The sequence below is a fragment of the Bacillus sp. LK2 genome (assembly GCF_001043575.1).
Classification (GTDB): domain Bacteria; phylum Bacillota; class Bacilli; order Bacillales; family Bacillaceae_G; genus Bacillus_A; species Bacillus_A paramycoides.
Genome location: NZ_LDUK01000014.1, coordinates 69,758 through 86,070, shown reverse-complemented (window position 1 = coordinate 86,070; position 16,313 = coordinate 69,758). Strand labels below are relative to the sequence as shown.

General features: G+C 37.5%; 17 protein-coding genes and 1 other annotated feature. Of the genes, 13 read left to right on the top strand and 4 right to left on the bottom strand.

Annotated features, from left to right (window positions below; all coding sequences use genetic code 11):
- Positions 1-105 precede the first annotated feature (105 nt).
- On the bottom strand, positions 106-747 hold the full coding sequence (locus VK90_RS09695; protein ID WP_048372331.1) for an RsfA family transcriptional regulator: 642 nt from the start codon (positions 745-747) through the stop codon (positions 106-108).
- Positions 748-784: 37 nt separating this feature from the next.
- Positions 785-2,071, bottom strand: coding sequence for a replication-associated recombination protein A (locus VK90_RS09690; RefSeq protein WP_048372330.1), 1,287 nt, complete (start codon positions 2,069-2,071; stop codon positions 785-787).
- Between the two features lie 293 nt (positions 2,072-2,364).
- Between VK90_RS09690 and cymR the strand changes: the two genes are divergently transcribed.
- The 7 genes from cymR to VK90_RS09655 all read left to right on the top strand — a co-directional run bounded on the left by cymR (position 2,365) and on the right by VK90_RS09655 (position 8,770).
- On the top strand, positions 2,365-2,781 hold the full coding sequence (cymR, locus tag VK90_RS09685; RefSeq protein ID WP_000704116.1) for a cysteine metabolism transcriptional regulator CymR: 417 nt from the start codon (positions 2,365-2,367) through the stop codon (positions 2,779-2,781).
- A gap of 35 nt (positions 2,782-2,816) precedes the next feature.
- Complete coding sequence (locus VK90_RS09680) at positions 2,817-3,962, top strand: cysteine desulfurase family protein (RefSeq protein ID WP_048372328.1); 1,146 nt, start codon at positions 2,817-2,819, stop codon at positions 3,960-3,962.
- 16 nt (positions 3,963-3,978) lie between these two features.
- Entirely contained in the window at positions 3,979-5,094 is a 1,116-nt protein-coding gene (mnmA, locus tag VK90_RS09675) for a tRNA 2-thiouridine(34) synthase MnmA (protein WP_002173573.1), read from the top strand.
- Between the two features lie 110 nt (positions 5,095-5,204).
- Positions 5,205-5,864 (top strand): tetratricopeptide repeat protein, encoded by a 660-nt coding sequence (locus tag VK90_RS09670; RefSeq protein WP_048372324.1) that lies wholly within the window; start codon positions 5,205-5,207, stop codon positions 5,862-5,864.
- 107 nt (positions 5,865-5,971) lie between these two features.
- Entirely contained in the window at positions 5,972-8,308 is a 2,337-nt protein-coding gene (gene recD2 / locus VK90_RS09665; RefSeq protein ID WP_048372322.1) for an SF1B family DNA helicase RecD2, read from the top strand.
- 126 nt (positions 8,309-8,434) lie between these two features.
- Positions 8,435-8,623, top strand: a complete 189-nt coding sequence (locus tag VK90_RS09660; RefSeq protein WP_000490499.1) for a hypothetical protein — start codon at positions 8,435-8,437, stop codon at positions 8,621-8,623.
- An 18-nt stretch (positions 8,624-8,641) separates the two neighbouring features.
- Positions 8,642-8,770 carry a YrzQ family protein gene (locus tag VK90_RS09655; protein WP_002173570.1) on the top strand — a complete coding sequence of 43 codons (129 nt, stop codon included), beginning with the start codon at positions 8,642-8,644 and terminating at the stop codon, positions 8,768-8,770.
- A gap of 46 nt (positions 8,771-8,816) precedes the next feature.
- Here VK90_RS09655 and VK90_RS09650 read toward each other — a convergent pair whose 3' ends face one another.
- Positions 8,817-9,029, bottom strand: coding sequence for a hypothetical protein (locus VK90_RS09650; RefSeq protein WP_002173569.1), 213 nt, complete (start codon positions 9,027-9,029; stop codon positions 8,817-8,819).
- Between the two features lie 176 nt (positions 9,030-9,205).
- Here VK90_RS09650 and VK90_RS09645 point away from each other — a divergent pair, with 176 nt between their 5' ends.
- On the top strand, positions 9,206-10,273 hold the full coding sequence (locus tag VK90_RS09645) for an AI-2E family transporter (protein ID WP_048372318.1): 1,068 nt from the start codon (positions 9,206-9,208) through the stop codon (positions 10,271-10,273).
- A gap of 44 nt (positions 10,274-10,317) precedes the next feature.
- On the opposite strand, the gene VK90_RS09640 is transcribed toward VK90_RS09645, so the two are convergent.
- The gene (locus tag VK90_RS09640; RefSeq protein WP_048372316.1) at positions 10,318-10,662 is read right to left on the bottom strand and encodes a PH domain-containing protein; all 345 of its coding nucleotides are present in this window, start codon (positions 10,660-10,662) and stop codon (positions 10,318-10,320) included.
- 247 nt (positions 10,663-10,909) lie between these two features.
- Positions 10,910-11,128: a binding site (T-box leader), on the top strand.
- Between the two features lie 40 nt (positions 11,129-11,168).
- Here VK90_RS09640 and alaS point away from each other — a divergent pair.
- The 5 genes from alaS to mltG all read left to right on the top strand — a co-directional run bounded on the left by alaS (position 11,169) and on the right by mltG (position 16,157).
- Positions 11,169-13,811 carry an alanine--tRNA ligase gene (alaS, locus tag VK90_RS09635; protein ID WP_048372314.1) on the top strand — a complete coding sequence of 881 codons (2,643 nt, stop codon included), beginning with the start codon at positions 11,169-11,171 and terminating at the stop codon, positions 13,809-13,811.
- A gap of 76 nt (positions 13,812-13,887) precedes the next feature.
- On the top strand, positions 13,888-14,154 hold the full coding sequence (locus VK90_RS09630; protein WP_000348590.1) for an IreB family regulatory phosphoprotein: 267 nt from the start codon (positions 13,888-13,890) through the stop codon (positions 14,152-14,154).
- Positions 14,155-14,157: 3 nt separating this feature from the next.
- Entirely contained in the window at positions 14,158-14,571 is a 414-nt protein-coding gene (gene ruvX, locus VK90_RS09625; protein ID WP_048372312.1) for a Holliday junction resolvase RuvX, read from the top strand.
- 12 nt (positions 14,572-14,583) lie between these two features.
- Positions 14,584-14,862: a DUF1292 domain-containing protein gene (locus VK90_RS09620; protein ID WP_025147360.1), complete on the top strand. Its 279-nt coding sequence runs from the start codon at positions 14,584-14,586 to the stop codon at positions 14,860-14,862.
- Between the two features lie 224 nt (positions 14,863-15,086).
- Positions 15,087-16,157 (top strand): endolytic transglycosylase MltG, encoded by a 1,071-nt coding sequence (gene mltG, locus VK90_RS09615; protein ID WP_048372310.1) that lies wholly within the window; start codon positions 15,087-15,089, stop codon positions 16,155-16,157.
- The last annotated feature ends 156 nt before the right edge of the window (positions 16,158-16,313 follow it).

Below are 16,313 nucleotides of genomic sequence, written 5' to 3'. Positions count from 1 at the left end.
TACACATCATTAGGGTTATAAAAATATAAAAGTTATACTTTACCTTATTGTAGTTTAAATGCACAAAAAATAATCCCCACCATGTAGTATTAGGTGGGGATTATTTCAATTTTCTGCTGAATATATAATATCTAAATTTCCATTTTGATCAGTCTTGAAAATCGGAGCAATCTGCTCCTCCTGTTCTTCGACTGAAACAAGTTTTCGAGCACGATCCATAATTCTAACAAGCATTGCATAATCTTCTTCGATTGCTTGTTGTTTTTTTGTGAGAACAGCTAATTTTGCTTCAAGTTCATTATTCGTGTTTTGCAGGGAAGTGAGCTGATCTTGTAATACGTCATTTTCAGTTTGTAACTTTGTGAGTGAAGGATTATTGTACTCCAAGTTTTGCAAAAATGAGATGACATTTTGCATTGTAAGATCTTGTTTATTTGGCGTAATATCTTCTGAAAACTCGGCATCGATTACGAGTTGTTTCGTTTGTGAGAACAGCTCTTTTTCTATTTTAGCTTCCGAACGCTTTAATTCTTTACGTTGTTTTTTTGCAAGTTGTACCGCATCTTCATAATTTGGTCTTACTTCAGCATTCCATCTAAATCCACATGCTGCTGAAGTTCGGTTTAATGTATCGCCAACTTCATCGAATGCTTTTATTTGTGTACTTCCGCTGCGAATATGTCGTAAAACAGTTTCTGCTAAAAGGAGATCGTCTTCTTTTGTCCATGCATCTTGACGTGTTTTCATAAGCGAAGCCTCCGTAATGGTGACGTTTTCGCTTATATTACCCTTTATTCTTCGTTTTATGCGAACTTTGTAATCTTTCATAAACGGTAGACAGCGCTTGTTCAAATTTTCCTGTCGTTTTCGGTTTATAATATTGCTTGTTTTTTATTTTATCAGGTAAGTATTGCTGTTGTACCCAGCCGTTTGGATGATCGTGTGGATATAAGTATCCGATGCCTCTACCTAGCGATTCGGCTCCTTTATAGTGACTATCTTTTAAATGACTTGGAATATCGCCAGTTTGACCATTACGTAGATCGTGTAGTGCGGCATCGAGTGCTTTGTAGGCCGAATTTGATTTCGGTGATAGGCACAGCTCGATAACGGCATTTGCAAGTGGTATGCGTGCCTCTGGGAAGCCGACCCGTTCAGCTGATTCAATCGCTGCAAGTGTACGTGGGCCAGCTTGTGGACTTGCAAGTCCGATATCTTCATATGCCATAATAAGAAGACGTCTACCAATGCTTTGTAAGTCACCTGCTTCAATAAGACGTGCTAAATAATGAAGTGCGGCGTTCACATCACTTCCGCGTACTGATTTTTGAAAAGCAGATAAAACGTCATAGTGAGCATCGCCACCTTTGTCGTGAACAAAACTCTTTTTCTGTAAACATTCTTCAGCGATTTCGAGTGTGATTTCAGCCGCTTGGTCGTCTGTAGTAAAGCTAGATAAAACAGCAAGTTCAAGTGCATTGTAAGCTGAGCGCATATCACCGCCCGAGGCATTTGCGAAATGAAGGAGAGCTTCCTCTGTGACAATGACATCATATTCTCCAAGTCCTTTTTCTTTATCTTCAAGCGCTCGTTTTAAACCAATTAAAATATCATCTTCTGTTAATGCGTGTAATTCGAAAATTTGACAACGGCTTCGTATAGCAGAATTGATAGCATGGAACGGATTGCTTGTCGTCGCACCGATTAAAGTAAGGAGTCCGCTTTCTAAATGAGGTAATAGAAAGTCTTGCTTCGCTTTATCTAACCTGTGAACTTCATCCAAAATTAAAACGAGATGGCGATGCATTTTTGCTTCTTGTACGACAACCTCCATATCTTTTTTATTATGAGTAACAGCGTTTAGGAGGCGAAACGGGGTTCCAGTACTTCCTGCAATTGCGCTAGCGATTGATGTTTTTCCTGTGCCCGGAGGACCGTATAAAATCATAGATTGAAAATGATTTGCTTGGACCATTCGCCATAAAATCTTTCCTTCACCAACTAAATGCTGTTGTCCAATAATGTCTTGAATATTTGTAGGGCGCATTCGATGTGCGAGTGGTTGTTTCATTTTGACCGTCTCCCTTAATATGTAATCTCATTGTATCGTATCATTTTTTAAGTGAAAAATTGAAATATATTGCAGTGTTATTTGTATATTGATATTAAATATTCTTATTTTTCTTTCAATTGTAATAATTCCCGAGTTTTTCAATGTGATTTTATGTTATCATTTTGTTACACAAGTTGAAATTTCTTATAATACTATATTATGCTATAATTTCATAGGATTTTAAATTGTGTTCTTTTACGAATAAAGATATAACCAATAGAAGTGAAAATTTGAAAAGAGGTGCAAAATAGATGAAGATTTCAACAAAAGGCCGTTACGGCTTAACAATTATGATCGACCTTGCAAAAAAGTTTGGTGAAGGTCCAATTTCATTAAAATCAATTGCGCAGGCACATGACTTATCTGAGCATTATTTAGAGCAATTAATTTCGCCGCTTCGTAACGCTCGACTTGTAAAGAGTACGCGTGGTGCATACGGTGGATATGTATTATCTGATCAGCCGGCTAACATTACAGCTGGGGATGTAATCCGTGTACTAGAGGGGCCAATTAGTGTTGTAGAAATGATAGAGGAAGAAGAACCTGCACAACGCCAATTATGGATGCGTGTTCGTGATGCGGTGCAAGAAGTATTAGATAGTACAACTTTAGAAGATTTAGTACGTTATGAGGAAGAAAATCATGGGGGCTATATGTTTTACATTTAATTCCTTGTGAAACGATTTGGAAAGAAGGAGATTTAATGGAACGCATTTACTTAGATCATGCTGCGACATCTCCGACTCACCCAGAAGTGGTCGAAAAGATGATTCCATATATGATAGAAATATTTGGAAATCCGTCTAGTATTCATTTTTATGGGCGTCAAACGCGCCATGCGGTAGATGAGGCGAGACGTGTGTGTGCACGTAGCATTCATGCAAATCCAAATGAAATTATATTTACGAGCGGTGGTACAGAAGCTGATAATTTAGCACTTATAGGTGTAGCGCGCGCGAATCGTCATAAAGGTAACCACATTATTACAACGCAAATTGAACATCATGCGATTTTGCATACATGTGAAGTTTTAGAGCGTGAAGGGTTTGAAGTGACGTATTTACCTGTCGATGAAACTGGGCGTGTTCAAGTTTCTGATATAGAAGAAGCGTTAACAAGTGAGACAATTCTTGTATCTATTATGTTCGGGAATAATGAAGTTGGGACAATACAACCAATTGCGGAAATAGGAAAGCTGTTAAAAGAACATCAAGCTTATTTCCATACAGATGCTGTACAAGCTTACGGTTTAGTAGCAATTGATGTGAAAGAACTTGGAATTGACCTATTATCAATTTCAGCTCATAAAATTAACGGTCCAAAAGGTGTAGGATTTTTGTATGCTAGTACAGATGTGAAATTTGAACCGTTATTAACAGGTGGGGAGCAAGAAAGAAAACGTCGTGCTGGTACTGAAAATGTACCTAGTATTGCTGGACTTCAACATGCAGTTTCGCTAGCTGAAAAAACTCGTGAGCAAAAAAATGCCCAATATGAAGAGTTTAAAGATATAATGGTATCTGTCTTCAAAAATGAGGACATTCATTTCGAGGTAAACGGAAACTTGGAATATCGCTTACCGCATGTGTTGAATATAAACTTTACAGGAATGAACATTGAACCATTTCTTGTAAACTTAGACTTAGCTGGCATTGCAGTATCAAGTGGTTCTGCTTGTACAGCTGGTTCGATTGATCCATCACATGTATTAGTAGCGATGTTCGGAAAAGACTCCGATCAAATACGTTCATCCGTACGCTTTAGTTTCGGACTTGGAAATACGAAAGAGCAAATTGAAAAAGCTGCGTACGAAACAGTGAAAATCGTGAAGCGATTAACACAAAATTAGCATGGGAGGTGACATGATGAACAAACTACCTCAAGAAACACGCGTTGTCATCGGGATGTCCGGTGGCGTCGATTCATCTGTAGCAGCTCTTTTATTAAAAGAGCAAGGTTATGATGTAATCGGAATTTTTATGAAAAACTGGGATGATACAGATGAGAATGGTGTCTGCACAGCAACAGAAGATTACAATGATGTAATTGAAGTGTGTAACCAAATCGGTATTCCGTATTATGCAGTAAACTTTGAAAAACAATACTGGGATAAAGTATTTACGTACTTTTTAGATGAGTACCGAGCTGGGCGTACACCAAATCCAGATGTAATGTGTAACAAAGAAATTAAATTTAAAGCATTTTTAGAGCATGCAATTGCACTTGGTGCTGATTATGTAGCAACTGGTCATTACGCACGCGTTGCTTATATGGACGGCGAATATAAAATGCTTCGCGGCGTTGATGATAATAAAGACCAAACATATTTCTTGAATCAATTAAGCCAAGAGCAATTATCAAAAACAATGTTCCCATTAGGTGAATTAAAGAAACCGCAAATTCGCGAAATGGCGAAAGAAGCTGGTTTAGCGACAGCGGCGAAGAAAGATAGTACAGGTATTTGTTTCATCGGTGAGCGTAACTTTAAAGATTTCTTAAGCAACTATTTGCCAGCACAACCAGGTGTGATGCAAACATTATCTGGTGAAGTGAAAGGGAAACATGATGGTTTAATGTACTATACAATTGGACAACGTCATGGTCTTGGTATTGGTGGTAACGGTGATCCGTGGTTTGCTGTTGGGAAAAACTTGAAAGAAAACATTTTATATGTTGACCAAGGATTCCATAACGAACTTCTATATGGTGATGAAGTTATTGCTACGAATGTAGGCTGGGTAAGTAATAAAGCGAAGGAAAAAGAATTTACATGTACAGCGAAATTCCGTTATCGTCAAGCAGACAATAAAGTAACGGTTCAAATCGTTGATGAAAATACAGTTCGTATTCTTTGTGATGAGCCAATTCGTGCGATTACGCCAGGCCAAGCAGTTGTTTTCTATGATGGAGATGAGTGCTTAGGCGGTGCTACAATTGATGAAGTATATCGTAGTGGTAAGAAATTAGATTATTTAGGATAGAACAAGAAGCCTCTGCCGATTAGCGGTTAGAGGTTTCTTTTACATAAAGCGAATTTTCGTTCGCTTGAAAAATACATTCTTTGTTATAATTTGATGTAGAGGTGAAGGACATGTCAAACAAACTTGAAACAGGTATTCAATATATGCAAGAAGGAAACTGGGAAGAAGCAGCTAAAAACTTTACGGAAGCAATTGAAGAAAATCCGAAAGATGCGCTTGGATACATTAACTTTGCGAATTTATTAGATGTATTAGGTGATAGTGAACGAGCAATTTTATTTTATAAACGTGCATTAGAATTAGATGATAAATCTGCGGCTGCTTATTATGGTTTAGGAAATGTATATTACGGCCAAGAGCAATTTGCAGAGGCAAAGGCTGTATTTGAACAAGCGATGCAAGCAGGACTACAATCAGCTGATGTAACATTTATGCTAGGTATCACACACGTGCAACTTGGAAATGATCGTCTTGCATTGCCATTTTTACAAAGAGCAACTGAATTAGATGGAAACGATGTAGAAGCTGTATTCCAATGTGGACTTTGCTTCGCGCGACTAGAACATATTCAAGAGGCGAAACCTTATTTTGAAAAGGTATTAGAAATGGATGAAGAGCATGCAGATGCGTATTATAATTTAGGTGTTGCGTACGTATTCGAAGAAAATAACGAGAAAGCTCTTACTTTATTTAAGAAAGCAACTGAAGTTCAGCCAGATCACTTTTTAGCTGGTAATGGTATTCGTTTATTAGAGCAAGAAGCTGAATAAAGTGAAATTATAGTTTAATGCGCAGTTACCCCTCATCTAAAGAGTGTGCAACAGGTGGGGGATGTACTGCTCATTAAAGTGAAAAGAAATCGGAAAGGAGAGGAAAGATGGGAAATCAACATGCAATGGATTTGTTTGAGGAAGAGAAAAAATTTATAAAAGCGCAAGTTCTTCATACCATTTTCCACAACGAAGAAAACCTCTATTCCGTTGTCAGTATGAAAGTCATTGAAACGAATGAAACATACGACGAAAAAAAAGTAATGATAAACGGTCATTTTCCCCGTATGCATGAGGATGAAGTGTTTACATTAACAGGTCATTTTAAAGACCACCCAAAGTATGGGAAACAATATTTAGTTGAAACATTTAAGAAAGAATTGCCACAAACAAAAGCAGGTATGGTGCAGTATTTAGCGAGCGATTTGTTTAAAGGGATTGGAAAGCGTACGGCTGAAAAAATCGTGGACCATCTTGGTGAGCATGCCATTTCTAAAATTATGGATGATCCTGATGCGTTAAATGGTGTTGTAAACAAGCAAAAAGCGCAGGAAATATATGAGACGATTATTGAGCATCAAGGGTTAGAAAAAGTGATGAGTTTTTTAAATGGTTACGGTTTTGGGACGAAGCTTTCAATTAAAATTTATCAGCAATATAAAGAGATGACATTAGAAGTGATTCGTAACAATCCATATAAGCTTATTGAAGAAGTGGATGGAATTGGTTTTGGGAGAGCAGATGATATAGGGCGTGCATTAGGTATATCGGGCAATCACGACGACCGTGTACGTGCGGGATGTTTTTATACATTAGAGAATGTGTCATTACAATTTGGTCACGTTTATATGGAAAAAGGTCAGCTTGTAAGAGAAACGATGTCACTTTTAAATAATCAAGAAGGTAGAGTGACTGAGGAAGACATTGTAGGCTGCGTTGAAATGATGCAAAGTGAAGGGAAAGTCATTATAGAAGAAGAGCGAGTGTATTTAGCTTCTTTATTCTATTCTGAGAAAGGCGTTGTAAAGTCAATTCGTCGTCTTATGAATCAAGAAGAAACTCCTTCATTCCCTGAAGCAAAAGTGTTAAAAACATTAGGAGAAATTGAAGAACAGTTGAAGGTGCAGTATGCACCGCTTCAGCAAGAAGCAGTTCAAACTGCACTTCATAAACCGATGATGTTATTAACAGGTGGACCAGGAACGGGGAAAACAACAGTTATTAAAGGAATTGTTGAAATGTATGCGTCATTGCACGGATTATCACTAAATCCAAATGAATATAGTGATGATAATCCATTTCCAATACTATTAACGGCCCCGACAGGAAGAGCGGCGAAGCGAATGAGTGAATCAACAGGACTTCCAGCTTGCACAATTCATCGTTTGCTTGGTTGGACGCCAGAAGGTTCTTTCCAGCGTAATGAAACTGACCCGGTTCAAGGGAAGTTACTCATTATTGATGAGTTTTCAATGGTTGACATTTGGCTTGCAAATCAGCTATTCAAGTCGCTTCCGACAAATATTCAAGTTATCGTTGTAGGCGATGAAGATCAGTTGCCATCTGTAGGCCCTGGACAAGTGTTAAAAGACTTATTGAATGCAGGTGCAGTTCCGACAGTCAAACTTACAGAAATTTATCGTCAAGCGGAAGGATCATCTGTTATTCAGCTTGCCCATGCGATAAAAGATGGAATGTTACCACCAGATTTAGCGGAAAACAAAAAAGACCGTTCGTTTATTGCTTGTACAGGAAATCAAATTGTTGAGGTTGTCAAAAAGGTTTGTGAAAACGCAAAGACAAAAGGATTTAGTGCAAGAGATGTACAAGTATTAGCGCCGATGTACCGGGGACCTGCTGGTATTAATGTGCTGAATGAAGCGTTGCAAGAAGTATTTAATCCGAAAAAAGAAAAGAGTAAAGAGATTGCTTACGGTGATGTTGTATACCGAAGAGGTGATAAAGTACTACAATTGGTGAATCAGCCAGAGAGCCAAGTGTTTAATGGTGATATCGGAGAAATCGTTTCGGTGTTTTATGCGAAAGAAAACGTTGAGCAACAAGATATGATTATCGTTTCATTTGATGGGATTGAAGTAACGTATACAAAGCCAGATTTAAATCAAATTACACATGCATATTGTTGTTCGATTCATAAATCACAAGGTAGTGAATTCCCGATTGTTATTATGCCAATCGTAAAAAGTTACAATCGTATGTTACGTCGTAATTTAATTTACACGGGCATTACGAGAAGTAAAAAATTCCTTATTATTTGCGGAGAGGAAGCAGCTTTTCAATCCGGTGTAAATCGCCTTGATGATGCAATGCGTCAAACGACTTTAGCTGGTCGATTGCAAGAATCACAAGGAGAGGTACAGATGGTAACGGTTAATGGTGAAGAAATGGACGTGGAAAACATTTCACCGTATGATTTCATGTAACAAGGTGAGATTATATAGTGAAACTTTCAAACGTACAACGTTGAAAGGCTCTAGCATGTATAAATGAATGCGGTTTGGACATAATGGCGAATAGAATCTGGGAGACTGTGAGGAGATGAAAGCCATATGTTCAGTTGTCCAAATTGCAAAGGGAAAGACATTGGAAAAATAGGTGTCAACCAATTTTATTGCTGGAATTGTTATATTGAATTATCGGTTTCAAAGGGGAAAATCCATACGCATCAAGTAGAGGAAGATGGTTCATTAAGCTCTCTTGATGATTTATTTGATGAGAATGAGAGAACGATCGGATAACGAAAAGGGGGATCTACTTTGAATCTACGCAATTCATTAATCGCATTAGGTGTTGGGGCTGCAGCATATCGATATGCTCGCAAGCAAGATGTATTTTCAAAACGCAATATGAAAAAAGCGCGTAAGATGATTAAGTCTTATTTATAATCATTTCGATAAAGTGAAAAACTCCCTTATTGACGAGGGAGTTTTTTTACGTATTCATATGCAAATATAAAAGTCCGATTTCCGAGAAAACATAAGATAGACCGTAACATCCAACTCCAAGTATTCCATAATGCCATAATTGCTTCGCTCTTTCTTTTCGCGAGGAGCGAATAAAGAAACCTTTCCAAATACCAAACCCGATACAAATCCATTCAAGAATCATAAAAAGTGCGGATAATACGAGCATAAATAAAACCATAATTAGCCCTCCTGATTATATTTTGATTTTTTGTATTCTCAGGGGTGGTTGTCCTTATTATGTTAAATATATGTACGTCTTTAAAAAACAGTATGGTCTGTATGAAAAGATTTTAAAAGTTTTGCACATAACCTACCCTATTTATTTTCAAAATAAAGGTGGAGGAGGTTTTTCGTGTGAAGAATCTTAAAATCATTTGGATATATCGTTTAGGATTATTGTTACTCGTTTTTCTTTGTTTGCTTGTCTTTTTAAAAATTAAGCCGCTATGGGCACCGATTATTTTTGTGTTTAAAATGGCAATTACACCATTTCTTATTGCGTGTTTCATTGCATATTTATTACACCCGTTAATTGAAAAAATCCATAAGGAAGGGATGCCACGCACACTTGCTATTTTGCTCATTTATGTCCTTTTCTTCGGCGGGATTGGCTATGGAATTTATAAAGGAACGCCAATTGTTATAAAGCAGTTGCAAGAGATTAATGAACAATTTCCGCAGTTTACAAAAATGTACGATTCTTGGATGGATGGGGTAACAGAACAAACAGCGAATTTCCCATCATTTATTCATGAAAAGGTGAAACAAATTTTTGTTGGTGTAGAAATGAAGATTCAAGCGCTTTTGAATAAAGTAATGAGCACAGCTCGTGGTGTACTGGATTCATTGCTCATTATTTTCTTAATTCCGTTCATTGTATTTTACATATTAAAAGACTACGGTGAGTTTTATCATACCTTTTGGAAACTAGTTCCAAGTAAATGGCGTAGTACAGGACAAATGCTCGCGAAAGAAATTGACAAGTCACTTGGAAGCTATATTCGAGGACAGTTATTTGTTTGCTTAGTATTAGGGGGAGTATCCGCTCTTTCTTTTTGGTTTATCGGTATGAAATATCCATTGCTGCTCGGTATTATTATTGGGGTAACGGATATAATCCCGTATTTTGGCCCTATTTTAGGAGCCATTCCGACATTGATGATCGCGGCAACGGTATCAACGAGTTTACTCATTAAGGCGGGAATTACAATTGCGATTTTGCAATTTGTTGAAAGTAATATTTTATCTCCCTACATCGTTGGTAAGTCGCTCCGTATGCACCCTGTTATTATTATGCTCGCATTACTAGTTGGGGGAGAAGTTGCGGGAATTGTAGGATTATTAATATCGGTCCCGATTTTAGCGGTCATTCGCACAGTGATCGTTCATGTAAGGCCTCTTTGGAAAAGAGAAGATATTTAATGTGAAAGCCCTCTATTTATAGAAATAGAGGGCTCACAATCTGCCTATTTAGGTAGTTGTTTTTTTATTTGCTGAACAACCCCGCTCACATCATTTGTTTGAATATGTTTTATTCTTTTCCATTCATCATCATACATAAATACAATTTGATTGCTGAAAAGTCGTTTCTGTTCTTTTAGATTAGAAATTTTTGCGAAAGAGTACTCTTCAAATATTGGGTTCCTACTTAAATCTGGTCCGTAAAAGAAGAGCCTTTTGTTCGTCAAGATTAACAGTCCTGGCCTTGCGACGGAACGATAGATAAATATATCTAATGAACATGCTGCATAAAAAAGGATTTTTTCGTCAGTAGTTAACATTTCTTTAGCTTGATTCAATAAAGTTGTCATTATAATCGCTCCTTTATTGTTAATAATTTAATTATAACAAAAATGTAATATCCAGAAATATTAACAAGTAGTAATTTTTTTGTATGAAAATATCCCTACTTGTTAATAAATACATAATATATAAAGGCTGTTTATAATGACAAGTAGATACTTATGTAGCTATCAGAAATGTATGTGGTACAATATAATTATTATTATCTACATTGACAAACTTAAGAGAATTCTATTATATTTAGTCATATAATACATTAAATCAATGACGGAACAAGTATGTTACAGTCCATTTATAGAGAGAAGCTTCCACTGGCTGAAAGGAGCTTCAAATGAAGGGTAACAGAAAGCTAATCCTGAGAGCAGCTAATCACTGCCGTCTTGCCACGTTACGGCACCATGAGGTGATGAATTGATTGTTATAATAATCAATTCATAATTAGGGTGGTATCGCGAGTTAACTCTCGTCCCTTTTATAGGGGCGGGAGTTTTTTATATTTAAGGAGGAAAATACAATGAAACAACTAACAGGCGCTCAAATTCGTCAAATGTTTTTAGACTTTTTCCAGGAAAAAGGACATGCAGTAGAACCTAGTGCATCACTAGTTCCACATGAAGATCCATCTCTTCTATGGATTAACAGTGGTGTAGCGACATTAAAGAAATATTTTGATGGTCGTGTAATCCCGCAAAACCCACGTATTACAAATGCACAAAAATCAATTCGTACAAACGATATTGAAAACGTAGGGAAAACAGCTCGTCACCATACATTCTTTGAAATGTTAGGAAACTTCTCAATCGGTGATTACTTCAAAGAAGAAGCAATTACTTGGGCTTGGGAATTCTTAACGAGCGACAAATGGATTGGATTCGATAAAGAATTACTATCAGTTACAATCCATCCAGAAGATGAAGAAGCATTCACAATTTGGAATGAGAAAATGGGTGTTCCAAAAGAGCGCATCATCCGCTTAGAAGAAAACTTCTGGGATATCGGTGAAGGACCAAGTGGACCGAATACAGAGATTTTCTATGACCGCGGAGAATCTTACGGTAATGACTTTAGTGACCCAGAATTATATCCAGGTGGAGAAAATGAGCGCTACTTAGAAGTATGGAACCTTGTATTCTCTCAATTTAACCATAATCCAGATGGTTCATATACGCCACTTCCTAAGAAAAACATCGATACAGGAATGGGTCTAGAGCGTATGACATCTATCGTTCAAGATGTGCCTACGAACTTTGATACAGATCTATTCATGCCGATGATTGGTGCAACAGAATCAATTTCTGGTGAGAAGTATCGTAATGGCGACTTAGAAAAAGATATGGCGTTTAAAGTAATTGCTGACCATATTCGTACAGTAACATTCGCTGTTGGTGACGGTGCTCTTCCATCTAACGAAGGCCGTGGTTATGTATTACGTCGTTTATTACGCCGCGCTGTTCGTTATTCGAAGAAATTAAATATCAACCGTCCATTCATGTTTGAATTAGTACCGGTTGTTGGAGAAGTAATGAAAGACTTCTATCCAGAAGTACTTGAAAAGAAAGATTTCATCGCAAAAGTTGTGAAAAACGAAGAAGAGCGTTTCCATGAAACACTTCATGATGGTGAAGCAATTTTAGCTGAAGTAATTGCAAAAGCGAAAGAAGAAAAAACAACTGTTATTTCTGGCGTAGATGCGTTCCGTCTATACGACACATACGGTTTCCCGATTGAATTAACAGAAGAATACGCAGAAGAAGCTGGTATGACAGTTGACCATAAAGGCTTTGAAGCTGAAATGGAAAAACAACGTGAGCGTGCACGTGCGGCTCGTCAAGACGTTGATTCTATGCAAGTTCAAGGCGGTGTCCTTGGCGAAGTTAAAGTAGCGAGCGAATTCGTTGGTTACGGTACAGTTGCAACAGAAAGTAACGTTGTTGCACTTGTGAAAAATGGTGAGTACACAGATAGCTTGCAAGCAGGCGAAGAAGGACAATTAATACTTGATGTAACGCCATTCTACGCTGAGAGCGGTGGGCAAATTGCAGACCGTGGTTATCTTCTTGCTGACGGTGTGAAAGTTCTTGTAAAAGACGTACAAAAAGCACCAAATGGTCAAAACTTACACAAAGTTGTTGTTGAAGAAGGTACATTAACGAAAGAAGCGGCTGTAAAAGCTGTTATCGATACGAAAAACCGTAGTAGCGTTGTGAAAAACCATACAGCAACTCACTTACTGCATCAAGCATTAAAAGACGTACTTGGAACGCATGTTAACCAAGCTGGTTCTCTTGTAACTTCTGAACGTTTACGTTTTGACTTCTCTCACTTCGGTCAAGTACAAGCTGACGAACTAGAAAAAATTGAGCGTATCGTAAACGAGAAAATTTGGGAAAGTATTGATGTTGAGATTTCTCAAAAAGCAATCGAAGAAGCGAAAGAAATGGGTGCAATGGCATTATTCGGTGAAAAATACGGTGATGTTGTACGCATTGTACAAGTGGGCGATTACAGCTTAGAGCTTTGCGGTGGTTGTCACGTTGATAACACAGCTTCTATCGGTATTTTCAAAATCGTTGCTGAGTCTGGTATCGGTGCAGGAACTCGTCGTATTGAGGCGGTAACTGGCAAGTCTGCATACGAATTAATGAACGATCAAGTAGGTTTATTAAAAGAAGCAGCAGGAAAAATGAAAACAAATCCGAAAGATATTTTAACAAGAGTTGATGGTTTATTTGCTGAAGTGAAACAACTTCAAAAAGAAAACGAATCTCTTGCTGCGAAATTAAGCAATATCGAAGCTGGAAACTTAACTGATTCAGTAATGACAGTTGATGGCGTGAACGTATTAGCAGCGAAAGTAAATGTTGCAGATATGAACAACTTACGTACGATGATGGATGACCTGAAAAATAAATTAGAGTCTGCAGTTGTTGTATTAGCGTCTGTAAATGATGATAAAGTAAATATTTTAGCTGGCGTAACGAAAGATTTAATTAGCCAAGGTTACCATGCAGGTAAGCTTGTGAAAGAAGTAGCTTCTCGTTGTGGCGGTGGCGGTGGTGGCCGTCCTGATATGGCACAAGCAGGTGGTAAAAACCCAGCGCAAGTTGAGGAAGCTTTAGCATTTGTACAAGAGTACGTTAAATCTGTTTCAAAATAAAGAGATAGTAGTGTACAATGGTAGGGAGAGGAGAAGTTCTTCTCCCTATACTTACTCTATAAGTGAGGTGCTTGAAATGGACGGTTTTGATAAAACAATGAAGTTCAGCATTCAAGATGAAAAACAGAGTGTCCATGTAAATGATGTACTTTTAACTGTGTATGATGCACTTCAAGAAAAAGGCTATAATCCGATTAACCAAATCGTCGGTTATTTATTAAGTGGAGACCCAGCATACATACCTCGCCATAAAGATGCACGAAGCATCATTCGCAAGCTTGAACGTGATGAGTTAATTGAAGAGCTTGTGAAGTCTTATTTGAAACATCATCGTGAGGAGTAGTTTATGCGGATATTAGGTTTAGATGTAGGTACAAAAACAGTCGGAGTTGCAATTAGTGACGAAATGGGCTGGACAGCACAAGGATTGGAAACAATCAAGATTAACGAAGAACGAGGTCAATTTGGTTTTGACCGTATTTCTGAGTTAGTAAAACAGTATGAAGTGGACAAAATAGTAGTAGGTTTACCTAAAAATATGAATGGTACAATTGGCCCGCGTGGTGAAGCTTGCCAGCAATTTGCAGAAAACCTACGAGAACTGTTACAATTAGACGTTGTAATGTGGGACGAGCGTTTGTCGACGATGGCAGCGGAACGTCTGCTCATTTCAGCTGATGTAAGCCGTAAGAAGCGAAAGCAAGTAATCGATAAGATGGCTGCAGTCGTAATCTTACAAGGATTTTTAGATAGTAAATAAGAGGTGACCAAAATGGAAGAAAATCAAATTACAATTGTAGACGAAAAAGGTAACGAACATTTATGTGAGATTGTTTTCACTTTTGATGCTGAAAAATTTGGCAAAAAATCATACGTAGTCTTCTCTCCAATCGGTGAGGTAGACGAAGATGGAGACCAAATTTATGATGCAATGGCTTATGAGCAAAATGAAGAAGAGGGCGGAACTTTACTTCCGATCGAATCTGAAGAAGAGTGGGAAATGGTACAAGAAATGTTCAACACTCTTGCTGATGAGCAAGACGCAGAATAATAAGTACTGAAAAGATGGACGACATACAGTCCATCTTTTTTTTGTATTTATATGTAAAATGAAAGATTTTTTGTCGAAACCACGCAATCCTTTGTAGTATAATGATACGGATTGTAGAAAAATAAAATGGCTATTAAAAGAGCTAGGCGGATTTGTTGTGGTTTTCCATCATGCTGTATAGAAACATATACATATGGTCTACAATTGAATAAGGAGGAAGAGTTTTGGTAGAGAATCAAGTGAAAAAGAAGCGTAGACGCATTTTTTTATTTTCGATTATTGCACTGCTCTTAGTTTGTGGTTCAGTCTATGCATATATTTTATCGGCGTTAGGACCGGTTGATAGCGGGAATAAAAAAGAGATTGAAGTAGAGATTCCTAAGGGCTCATCTACAAGTAAAATTGGTGAGATTTTAGAAGAAAAAGGTGCTGTGAAAAACGGTACAGTCTTTAGTTTTTATGCAAAAGCTAAATCAAAAAATTTACAAGCTGGCACGTATTTGTTAAATGCTTCCATGAGTGCTGGAGATGTCATGGAACAAATGTCATCTGGTAATGTACATCGTCCGGCTCTTTATAAAGTGACGATTAAAGAAGGAGCACAAGTAACTGAAATTGCAGAAGCGATTGCGGCAGAATTAAAGTGGAATAAAGATGATGTTGTGCGTCAATTAAACGATAAGGCATTTGTTCAAAAAATGCAGCAAAAGTATCCGAAGTTATTGACTGACAAAATCTTTGATAGCAATATTAAATATCCATTAGAAGGTTATTTATATCCTGCGACGTATTCGTTCTATAAGAAAGATACGACATTAGAAGAAATTGTAATGCCGATGCTTGAGAAAACGAATGCAATCATTGTTCAAAATGAGGCGAAAATGAAAGCGAAGAACTGGGATGTTCATCAGCTTCTTACGCTGTCTTCACTTATTGAAGAAGAGGCTACTGGTTTTACAGATCGTCAAAAGATCTCTAGTGTTTTTTATAATCGTATAGCGAAAGGTATGCCACTTCAAACGGACCCGACGGTATTATACGCGCTTGGAAAGCATAAACAACGTGTATTATACGAGGACTTAAAAGTGAACTCACCGTACAATACGTATGTTGTGAAAGGATTGCCAGTTGGACCGATTGCAAACTCTGGTAAACATTCAGTAGAAGCAGCGTTAGAACCTGCGCAAACAGATTATTATTATTTCTTAGCTGCACCAAGTGGTGAAGTGTATTATGCGAAAACATTAGAAGAACATAATGCATTAAAGCAAAAATATATAACGAAAAAACAGTGAAATGGGGAGGGGTAGCGAAAAAGGTCGCACATCCCTCTTTTTTATGATAAAATATATCGGGTTAAAAACTGGCAGAAGAATCGTTTTTAATATCAAAACGGGACGTACAAGCTAAGGGTGAAGCTGGCTTGTATTTTTATTGCATTCTATGTGTGA